Source organism: Veillonella sp. 20925_1_51 (genome assembly GCF_041431445.1).
Taxonomy (GTDB): domain Bacteria; phylum Bacillota; class Negativicutes; order Veillonellales; family Veillonellaceae; genus Veillonella; species Veillonella nakazawae.
In genome coordinates, this window is sequence record NZ_JAPVXT010000016.1 from 1 (window position 1) to 10,378 (window position 10,378).

General features: G+C 40.2%; 9 protein-coding genes, 3 tRNA genes, 1 rRNA gene and 1 pseudogene. All 14 read left to right on the top strand.

Going from position 1 to position 10,378, the window contains the following annotated elements:
* Nucleotides 1-128 (top strand): annotated as a pseudogene (locus tag O3607_RS09630) (IS200/IS605 family transposase); the annotation flags it as partial.
* A 281-nt stretch (nucleotides 129-409) separates the two neighbouring features.
* On the top strand, nucleotides 410-829 hold the full coding sequence (locus O3607_RS09635; protein ID WP_005385669.1) for a Fur family transcriptional regulator: 420 nt from the start codon (nucleotides 410-412) through the stop codon (nucleotides 827-829).
* Nucleotides 830-990: 161 nt separating this feature from the next.
* A complete protein-coding gene (locus O3607_RS09640) occupies nucleotides 991-1,827 on the top strand; it encodes a deoxyribonuclease IV (protein ID WP_105081866.1) in 837 nt (278 codons plus the stop codon).
* Nucleotides 1,828-1,913: 86 nt separating this feature from the next.
* A complete protein-coding gene (locus O3607_RS09645) occupies nucleotides 1,914-3,149 on the top strand; it encodes an exonuclease SbcCD subunit D (RefSeq protein ID WP_371443786.1) in 1,236 nt (411 codons plus the stop codon).
* Nucleotides 3,150-6,233 carry an AAA family ATPase gene (locus O3607_RS09650; RefSeq protein WP_371443787.1) on the top strand — a complete coding sequence of 1,028 codons (3,084 nt, stop codon included), beginning with the start codon at nucleotides 3,150-3,152 and terminating at the stop codon, nucleotides 6,231-6,233.
* A 79-nt stretch (nucleotides 6,234-6,312) separates the two neighbouring features.
* Nucleotides 6,313-6,687, top strand: coding sequence for a VOC family protein (locus tag O3607_RS09655; RefSeq protein WP_024065847.1), 375 nt, complete (start codon nucleotides 6,313-6,315; stop codon nucleotides 6,685-6,687).
* A complete protein-coding gene (locus O3607_RS09660) occupies nucleotides 6,687-7,394 on the top strand; it encodes a ThiF family adenylyltransferase (protein WP_178885391.1) in 708 nt (235 codons plus the stop codon). The genes O3607_RS09655 and O3607_RS09660 overlap by 1 nt, the downstream gene beginning before the upstream one ends.
* Nucleotides 7,391-7,825, top strand: coding sequence for a peptidylprolyl isomerase (locus O3607_RS09665; RefSeq protein WP_005385683.1), 435 nt, complete (start codon nucleotides 7,391-7,393; stop codon nucleotides 7,823-7,825). The genes O3607_RS09660 and O3607_RS09665 overlap by 4 nt, the downstream gene beginning before the upstream one ends.
* Nucleotides 7,826-7,829: 4 nt before the next feature.
* On the top strand, nucleotides 7,830-8,459 hold the full coding sequence (locus O3607_RS09670; RefSeq protein WP_178885390.1) for a hypothetical protein: 630 nt from the start codon (nucleotides 7,830-7,832) through the stop codon (nucleotides 8,457-8,459).
* Nucleotides 8,460-8,541: 82 nt separating this feature from the next.
* Nucleotides 8,542-9,381, top strand: a complete 840-nt coding sequence (gene speE, locus O3607_RS09675) for a polyamine aminopropyltransferase (RefSeq protein WP_024065843.1) — start codon at nucleotides 8,542-8,544, stop codon at nucleotides 9,379-9,381.
* Between the two features lie 217 nt (nucleotides 9,382-9,598).
* Nucleotides 9,599-9,674: transfer RNA gene (locus O3607_RS09680), tRNA-His, on the top strand.
* A 24-nt stretch (nucleotides 9,675-9,698) separates the two neighbouring features.
* Nucleotides 9,699-9,773, top strand: a tRNA-Gln gene (locus O3607_RS09685).
* A gap of 4 nt (nucleotides 9,774-9,777) precedes the next feature.
* Nucleotides 9,778-9,853, top strand: a tRNA-Lys gene (locus tag O3607_RS09690).
* A 335-nt stretch (nucleotides 9,854-10,188) separates the two neighbouring features.
* Nucleotides 10,189-10,378 (top strand): 16S ribosomal RNA (locus O3607_RS09695); the annotation flags it as partial.

A 10,378-nucleotide genomic window follows, 5' to 3' on the forward strand; every position in this document is an offset into this window, starting at 1 on the left:
ATACGGTAGGACGATATGAAGGAGCGATAAAAGAGTATATTCGCAATCAACTACAAGAGGATATAGCGCAAGATACATTAAACTTTAAAGAATACACCGACCCGTTTACGGGTGAGCCAGTAAAATAGGCAAAATAGAAGCCCCCGAGTAGGGGGCAGCCAGTGGTAATAGAGTGGTTGTCAGATCATTCAATGCCCTCTTTAGAGGGCCACCACTAGAGAAAGACCCTTATAGGGTCAGAGCAAACCACCCGTTCTACGGGTGGTTATGATTACTTAATAGTTAATACTATCTATCTTGATAAGTGTTGAGAATTCTGATATAATAGATAATAATTATTTCTTGTGAATGGCCGATAATGGTCGATGCCTTATAGATTTCCAAGTGGAGAAAGGTAGAGTAGAGTATTATGGATATCGCACAAATTCTGCGTAGCCAAGGGTTCAAAGTAACCCCACAACGTATTGCGATTTATGATGCCTTGCGTGGTCATCATGATCATCCAACAGCAGAAATGTTGTATCATACGTTGCGCCCTGAACATCCAAGCATGAGCTTGGCAACCGTGTACAAGACGATGGAGATTTTTGAAAAAATCGGTCTTGTAAAAATTTTAGAAGTAGGTGATGAGCGCGCTCATTACGATTGGGACACACAAGCTCATTCCCATATCCGTTGCATCCGTTGCAACAAGGTAGAGGATATGATGGGCATTGATTTACAAGCTATCAAAACAATTGCTGATCAAGGTAGCGAGTATCAAATCACAGGTCAACATATTACCTTTGAAGGTGTATGCCCTGAGTGTGCTAAAAAAGAAAGTCATTAATACATAACCCCTGTCGCGAAGGGCTCCTTCACGGTAGGGGTTATATTAGTTATATATGTCTTCTATTCATTAGACTTTTGGAATAGATGTAAGCGTAATAGAATAGATATTAGAATTGAGTATTTTAGAATTTTAGAATTATATAAATATAAAGGAGTATTATGTTTGTCATCGGCAGTCATTTATCAATTAGCAAAGGTTATTTAAACATGGGGAAGGAAGCTACAAAAATTGGGGGCAATACATTCCAATATTTTACACGGAATCCTCGTGGTGGTAGTATGCGTGCCCTCGATGTAGAGGATATGAATAGCTTGAGTGTGTATATGAAAGAACATAACTTTGGTACCTTATTGGCTCATGCACCTTACACGTATAATCCATGTGCAGCAAAAGAAGATTTGCGTGCTTTTGCAAAACAAGCCATGACAGAAGATCTAGAGCGTATGGAATATTTACCAGGCCAAATGTATAACTTTCACCCTGGTAGCCATGTAAAGCAAGGTGTAGATCAAGGCATCGAATATATCGTGGAATGTTTGAATGAAATCTTATTCCCTGGCATGAAAACAACAGTTCTCTTAGAAGTCATGGCAGGTAAGGGCACAGAAATTGGTTCTCGCTTTGAAGAAATTGCACGCATCATCGATGGTGTGAAATTAAAAGAATACATGGGTGTATGTGTTGATACATGCCATATCCACGAAGGTGGTTATGATATCGTTAATAATCTCGATGGTGTTATCGACGAGTTTGACCGCATTGTAGGTTTAGACCGTTTGAAAGCGATTCATTTGAATGACTCTAAAAATCCGATGGGAGCTCATAAAGATCGCCATGAAAAAATTGGGGAAGGTCATATCGGTATCGATGCCATAGCTCGTATTGTGACACATCCTAAATTGACGAACTTGCCGTTTTATTTAGAAACACCAAATGAATTAGACGGCTATGCGAAAGAGATTGCTATGTTGCGCTCTATCGTAGAGAATCAATAATTAAGCTAAAACGTACTCTTAGTTATATAATTATTTATATAACTACATTCAGATAAGGTATAGGGAGAGCTGGAAAGGGGGATAAAATGCGTTTTTTACATACTGCTGATTGGCATTTAGGACGTATTTTTTATGGTCAGTATTTAACAGATGACCAAGCTCATGTGTTGGAGAATCAGTTCTTTTCTATTTTGAAAGATGAAAAAATCGACGGCATATTGTTAGCCGGGGACGTATTTGATAGAGCGGTACCTCCTATTGAAGCTATTGAGTTATGGGATTCCATCATTACCCGTCTCGCTATGGATTATAAGGTACCACTCTTCGTGGTAAGCGGTAATCACGATGGGGCTGAACGCCTTGAGGTGGGGCGCTCTATGTTAAGCCAATCAGGAATTCATATTTGGGGATCCCCTCATCATGCATTACAACCCTTTGAATTTGAAGGTGCTGATGGCAAAGTGGCCATTTGCCCTATGCCCTTCAGCGATCCTCGTCGCATTGGGGATGCTTTAGGTCTGGGGGCAACTGTATCAAAACCTGTTGATATAGATATGAGCGAGGACTCCCTGTTCTCCTATGTGGAGACTGATAAGCAAGAGCCAGCATCACTTAATTTACATAATTACGATCAAATGTATCAGGCCTGGAGTGACTACTTGTACAAACAAGTGCCAAAGGGGATGCGCAGCATTGCTATTAGTCATTCCTTTGTAATGGGCGGTGATGTAGGTGGCTCTGAGCGCACCTTGTCTATCGGTGGTAGTGAACAAGTAAGTCCACAAGTCTTTAAAGACTTTCACTATACAGCCCTTGGCCATTTGCATGGGCCTCAGCGAATGGGGGCAGACTATATTCGCTATAGTGGATCGCCATTAAAGTATTCCTTTGATGAGCATATGCAGAAGAAGTCTTTTACCATCATTGATATGGATACAAAGGGGCAAGTAGATATTAGCACCATTCCTGTAGAGGCAAAGCGCGACGTTGTAATATTGGAAGGCTATTTTGAAGACTTACTAAATAATAAGGAATTACAGGCTAAGCATAAAGACGATTATGTGCAGGCTCGATTGCTTGATACGATGCCTATAATGGATGGGATGGCTAAGCTGCGCCAAGTGTATCATCGATGCATGACTATTGATTTAGTAGGTCGCGTGGCCACTCCTATGGCAGATATGGATGAAGCCGTTTTTAAAGAGTTAAACGAACGCGAATTATTTAATCAGTTTGCTGAAACCGTGTGGAAAGAACCATTAACAGAGCGTGAGCAACAATACATTAACTCTGTATGGGATCGAATTCTAAAGGAGGACTAAATGAAGCCTATATCTTTAACTATAGAAGCCTTTGGTCCGTACCGCGATTCGGTTACCTTGGACTTTAATGAGCTCCAAAACCATTCCATGTTCCTCATCTCTGGTCCTACAGGAGCGGGGAAAACATCCATACTAGATGCGATGGTGTATGCCTTGTATGGTGAGCCTAGTGGAGAGGTGCGCAAAACGGATGCTATCCGTAGTGATTTTGCAGAACCGCAGCATATGACGCGTGTTGATTTTTCCTTTGCTATTGGTGATGCTCAGTATCGTGTTGAAAGATTGCCAAAACAATTGGTAGCTAAAAAACGTGGTACAGGTATGCGTGAGCAGAATGCTAGTGCTACTGTATACGAAATGAAAGATGGTGAGTGGACAGTCATTGCCACTTCTGCCGCTGCTATTCGTGATACGATTCAACGAATCATAGGTTTTCGTAAAGATCAATTCTTACAAGTAGTACTTTTGCCGCAAGGGGAGTTTAGAAAATTATTAGTAGCCTCCACCAGTGAACGGGAGGAGTTATTACATACACTCTTTAGAACTGAGTTATATCGAAGATTACAGGATGCCCTAAAAGCAGCTTATGATGAGGCAAAATCCGGTATTGAAGAAAATATAACAAAACAATCTGCATTACTGCAATCCATTCCGCATGATGAAGAAATCCCGATACTGACTATTGAACATGTACGAGATCTTTTGAAACATAGAGAAACTCACCGTGACACCCTTGTTATCGAACGTGATAAAGCTGTAACTGTAGTGGAACACTATAATACATTGCGTAAAGAGTGGGCTTTATATAATCAAGCAAAACAATCTCTTATTGAGGCTACGAACAAATTAGACCTGGTAAAAGAAAGAGAAAAGGAGCGGTCTAGTTTAAATGAAAGGGTTCAGTTCCTCACCGGGTTAACACCAAGCTATGAATTGTATAAACAACTTGGTGATAAACAGGCTGTATTAAAAACTTTGAAAACGGCACTTTCAGATGCAAAAAAAAGTGTAGACGCCGCAGCTCAACATGAGTCTAAATGTACAGAGGCTTATGAAGTGTTAGCATCTCACGCTGAAACTATGCAAGCTAAGAGGACTACGTTAGCTCAATTACAACAGCAGGCCGAACAATTTACAGAGTTATCCGTGCTAAATAAGGAATTAAGCACATTAAATAGCCAGTTAGAAACACAAGATCGCGAGAAAAGTGAAGCTAAGTTACAGGCGCAGCACAAGCTAGTTGCTGATTTAGAGGCTGAGTTAGTTGAAGTGAGAAAACAGTTTCAAGATAATAGTAAAGAATTAGAGTCTATTCCTCACATCCAAGAGCAGTTGAGCCAGTTACAACGATATTCTGAATTGGTAGCAGATAAACAAAAGGCTCAAAATGATATTGATGCTAAGGAGCGGTCTCTAGCGACTCTAGACGAATCTGTAAAGAACTCAAAGGTGCAGCTTGAACGTTTAGAACATTTGATGGCAGAGGGACGAGCTTTTGAACTCGTTCATTTAGTAGTAGATAATGAGCCGTGTCCTGTATGTGGCGCTACAGAGCATCCACAGTTAGCATCCAAGCCAGAGTTATATCCTACTAAAGAGGAAATAGAAGAGGCTCGTGCGGTGCGTGATCTTGAGTTACAGAAGCGGGCTAGCGAAATTGGTCAGAAAGAAACATTATCTGTTCGCCTACATGAGTTAGATGAGCAAGTTAAAGACCAAGTTTCTAAACTTACATCATCTATTGCTAAGTTTTCAGAAGATGCTTTTGATTCTATTCATCAAGACTTGCTGTCCCAAATAGATCAACTCACAGCTTTGCGTAGTGACACCGAACAGTTGAGTGAAATTATAACTAAAAATGAGCATGACTTGATTGAGGCTAAAGATACATTATCAAAATTGGAAATCGGTCATAATGAATTGCTTAATAATTTGCATGACTTAGAGGTTCAGATTAGTTCTGTACAGGCTAAGATAGATGGGTTAGCTAAGACATTGCCGACTACAGATCTTGAGGCATGGCATAAACAGATTGAATTATTAGAGACTGAAATTAAAGAATACGATGAGCACGTGAAGGTTTGTAAAACAAATTTAGATGTTGCTCGTGAACAGCTCAATGCTAAACGAGGGCGCCTAGAAACCTTATCTGCACAAGCACAGGTAGAAACAAAACATATTGACTTGTTACATAAGGAATATACAAAATCATTAGAATCAATTTCCTTGATTGAAAATGACTTTATAGATGCGCTAGGTGATTATAAGGCCTTAGATGCGTTTAGAACTAAGTTGCATGCATTAGATGAGGCTTTTAGTACAGCTCAAGCTGTATATGATGCGGCTTTGAAACATGCTCAGTCTGTAATAGAACCAAGTGATACGGTTTCTGACGAAGTCTATGATGCGGCCGTAGAGAAACGTGATAATTTAGTAGGTTCTCTTGCGGCTTGGGATAAAGAAACAAAACATATTGAAACCACATTAGCATCATTAGAAGAACTGGAAAAGGCTATGGGCGAAGCTCGTGAGGAGATCACTTTCTTAAGCCGTCTTAACGACTTAGCCAATGGCGGTGAACAAGGCTTTAAAAATGTAACCTTTGAACGATATGTGCTAGGTGCTATTTTAGATGAAGTTGTGTATGCCGCCAATTTACGACTTCAAAAGATGAGTCGTAGTCGATATTCCTTGGAGCGGTCTGACTATACTGGTGGTGGGCGAGGCAAACAAGGCCTTGATTTGGCCGTTATGGATGCTTTCACAGGTCAGTCAAGACCGGCGAACACCTTGTCTGGTGGTGAAACCTTTTTGGCGTCGATGGCTCTTGCCTTAGGTCTTGCGGATGTCATTCAAAGTTATGCAGGTGGTATTCATATGGATACGATGTTCATCGACGAAGGCTTTGGTACTTTAGATCCGGATACATTAGAACTTGCCATGGAAACATTGGTACAATTACAATCTTCTGGACGCCTCATCGGTATGATTTCTCATGTACCTGAATTAAAGACCCGCATACCTGCCCACTTAGAGGTCACACGTGGTGATGATGGTAGTACAGCAAAATTTGTTATTAACTAGCTATAGAATTATAAAATGTGATACTATTAAAAGAGGAGAATTCCTACAAAAACATACTGGAATTAATTAAGGAGGTCCTATGAAATTTTCATTTGCTCACAATAATATAAATGTTAAGGATCTTGATAAAAGTTTAGCTTTCTATAAAGAGGCTTTATTACTTGAGGAATCTCGCCGCTTGGAAGATCCAAGTGGTGCTTTCATCCTTGTATATTTAAAAAGTCCATATACAGCGCATGAGCTAGAGCTTACTTGGTTGCGTGACTGGGATCGCCCTTATAATTTGGGAGATAATGAATTCCACTTGGCATTTTATGTAGATGACTATGAAGCAGCTCTTAAAAAACACAAAGAGATGGACGTTGTAGCCTACGAAAATGCTGATATGGGGATTTACTTCATTGCCGATCCAGACGGTTATTGGACAGAAATCATTCCGGCGGGTAAATATTAATGGAATATATGTTAACTCGTTTAGAATGGTTAGTTGGACCAGATAAAATCCAAACCTTAAAGAATACATCTGTGGCTCTCTTTGGTGTCGGTGGTGTAGGCGGTGGAGCTCTTGAGGCTCTAGTACGTGCAGGGGTTGGGCGGATTGTTCTTATCGACGGAGACTCTATAGCACCTAGTAATTTGAACCGCCAAATGATTACGACTCATGACACAATTGGAGAGCGTAAGGTAGAGGTAGCAAAGGCACGAGCCCTTTCTATTAATCCGGATGTAGTGATAGAAACTCATGATATTATGTATACTGAGGAAAGTTACCCTGGATTTATTCAAAGCTTGAACGTTGATTATGTAATCGATGCCATCGATATGGTAACGGCAAAACTTAATATTATTGAGGTGTGTCAACGTGAAAGCATCCCTGTTATTTCTTGTATGGGCGGCGGCAATCGCTTTTACCCTGAAAAACTTATGATTGCTGATATCAATAAGTCTCATACATGTCCTCTTGCGCGCGTTATGCGTCGGGAGTTAAAAAAACGGGGCATAAAAAAACAATTAGTTTTATTTTCTACAGAAAAACCGACAAAGCCACAGTTCCGTGGGGACGCAACAAGTCCTGGAACATGTAGTTTTGTGCCCCCAGTGGCAGGTTTTATATTAGCAGCACATGTGTTGCGTACAATTTTGGAGGTACCTGAACAATGAAAAAAGCAAAAATCCATATGGCTGACGGCGGCGATATTGTAATTGAATTATTTGATAAAGAAGCTCCTGGCACAGTACAAAACTTCATTGATTTGATCAATAAAGGTTTCTACAATGGTCTTCGTTTCCACCGTGTAATTCCTGGTTTCGTAGCTCAAGGTGGTTGCCCTAATGGCAATGGTACAGGTGGTCCTGGCTACACAATTAAAGATGAATTAATTGGTAACCCACACAAACACGAACGTGGTGCATTGTCTATGGCTCACCGTGGTCCTAATACTGGTGGTAGCCAATTCTTTATCGTATACGAACCACAACCTCATTTGGATGGTGTACATACAGTATTTGGTAAAGTAATTGAAGGTATGGACGTAGTTGATGGTATCCATCAAGGTGCTATCATGGAAACTGTTGAAGTAATCGAAGGTTAATCTCATGAATGATGTATCTATTAAACATCCGGAATGGCTATATATTGATGTAGACGGAAAGACATCATATGGGTATGACCAAGAGTGGTTCACAGATGAGTGGCAACGCCTGTCTGGTTGTGGTCCTACATCGGCATCACAAGTTTTGAGTTATTCGCTATTTAGGGATGGCTTATTAGATTTAGAAACCACATCCGATCAAACGCTTGCTTTAGAACGGATGAATTTAGTTTGGAAATATGTAAAGCCACGCTTTGGTGGTGGTGTTTATAAAACGCAATGGATGGAACGAGGCCTGATTCGTTTATTAGAAGATGAAGGCTGGTCATATGATGTACATATGTTAAATGTGTCTCCTTTTTGTGCTTCTCGTGTAGAGGTAGAGGCAGCAGCTCAGTTTATTCATGATGCATTGGCACAAGATGTGCCTGTGGCATTTTTGAATCGTCATAAGGGCAAGGAAAAGGCTCTTTATACATGGCATTGGGTTCCAATTCACAAGATTTTTAGGGATGGCGATGATATTCGCTGTGGCATCTTTGATGAAGGTGAAATCCGTGATTTTTCATTAGCGAATTGGATGAAAGATACCATTTTAGGTGGCGGTTTCTGTTATATTAGCCGTAAAGGTTAAGTAATAGAGCAATTAAAGTAATATACATACGCATCGCAATAACCTGCGGTGCGTATTGTAGTATAAAAGTAGGAGGTACTACATGAGTCAATGGATTACAGAGGAACAAACTCCTCATTTACGTCTTAGCGCTGAAGCAGAAGAAGTATTATACTCTGGTGAATCTGAGTTCCAAAAAATTGAAGTGTTTAAATCTAAAGAGTACGGTACGATGCTCGCATTAGATGGTGTATTCCAAACGTCTGAGCGTGAAGAATTCATCTACCATGAAATGATGAGTCATGTTCCATTGTTTTTACATCCAAATCCTGAACGTGTATTAATCATCGGTGGCGGTGATGGTGGCGTAGCTAGAGAATGTGTACGTCACGACTGTGTAAAAGAAGTAACGATGGTTGAAATCGACGGTAAAGTTGTGGAGCTTGCTAAACAATATTTGCCAACTATTGCTAAAGCTATGATTGAAAACCATCCTAAATTGACTGTAAAAATTGGTGATGGCATTGGTTTCATGGCAGAAGCGGAAGATTACTATGATGTAATTATTGTAGACTGCTCTGATCCAATCGGTCCTGGTGAAGGTTTATTTACTGAAGAGTTCTATAAGAATACATTAAAAGCTCTTAAAAAAGATGGCTTATTTGTACAACAAACAGAATCTCCAATGTTACATCAACCGCTCGTAGAGAAGGTATTTGGTTATGTAAATAATCACTTCCCAATTGCACGTTTGTATACTGCATTTATTCCAATTTATCCTGCAGGTATGCATTGCTTCACATTGGGTTCCAAAACATTTGACCCATTAACATGGACACCAAATCGTGAACAAAACTTTGAAACTAAGTACTATAATGCTGAAATTCAAAAGGCTGCTTTTGCTTTGCCAAATTTTGTAAAAAACTATTTGCCAACTAAGTAAATAATATGTATAATAGGGGAGCACCATTCGTAAGGTATAACTTATGAATGTGCTTCCTTATTTTTATGAGGAGAAAGAGTTTATATTAGGGATAACACACTTTTTCATTTTATTTGTAAAAGTTAAATGAAATTGAGAAAAAGGTGTTGACACAAATCTCTAGAACAGATATAATTCTCTTTGTTACGAAGACAACGTCTTCGATACCTACAAGGTGGTGGGTATGGTGAAGCGGTTAACACGGCGGATTGTGGCTCCGTTACGCGTGGGTTCGATCCCCACTACTCACCCCATAACCTACACATCATAATCACTGTAGGGGTGTCGCCAAGTGGTAAGGCAACGGACTTTGACTCCGTTATGCGCTGGTTCGATCCCAGCCACCCCTGCCAACATGACTCACTAGCTCAGTTGGCAGAGCACCTGACTTTTAATCAGGGTGTCCCGCGTTCGAGTCGCGGGTGAGTCACCAAATTAAAACTCACAAACTTCGGTTTGTGAGTTTTCTATCTCTATTCATAGGGTATTTGGTTATGATTGTATGTATAAAATCAATCAAAAATAAGTTGAAAAAATCTTTGAAAAAGAGGTTGACGATTTAAGATTAGATTGATATACTATACAAGTCGTTAGGGCAACAACCTAACGTAACAGATCTTTGAAAACTGAACAATGATAGGTAATCAATCAATACGATTGAACATATGCCAGAGTGCGGGTTTTGACATAGTCAAAACCAACCATAATTCAAAGTTACTTAAATGTAACGACAACAAATAAAATGAGCTATTCAAATAGCTTCAAGATGTCTTGGAGAGTTTGATCCTGGCTCAGGACGAACGCTGGCGGCGTGCTTAACACATGCAAGTCGAACGAAGAGCGATGGAAGCTTGCTTCTATCAATCTTAGTGGCGAACGGGTGAGTAACGCGTAATCAACCTGCCCTTCAGAGGGGGACAACAGTTGGAAACGACTGCTAATACCGCATACGATCCAA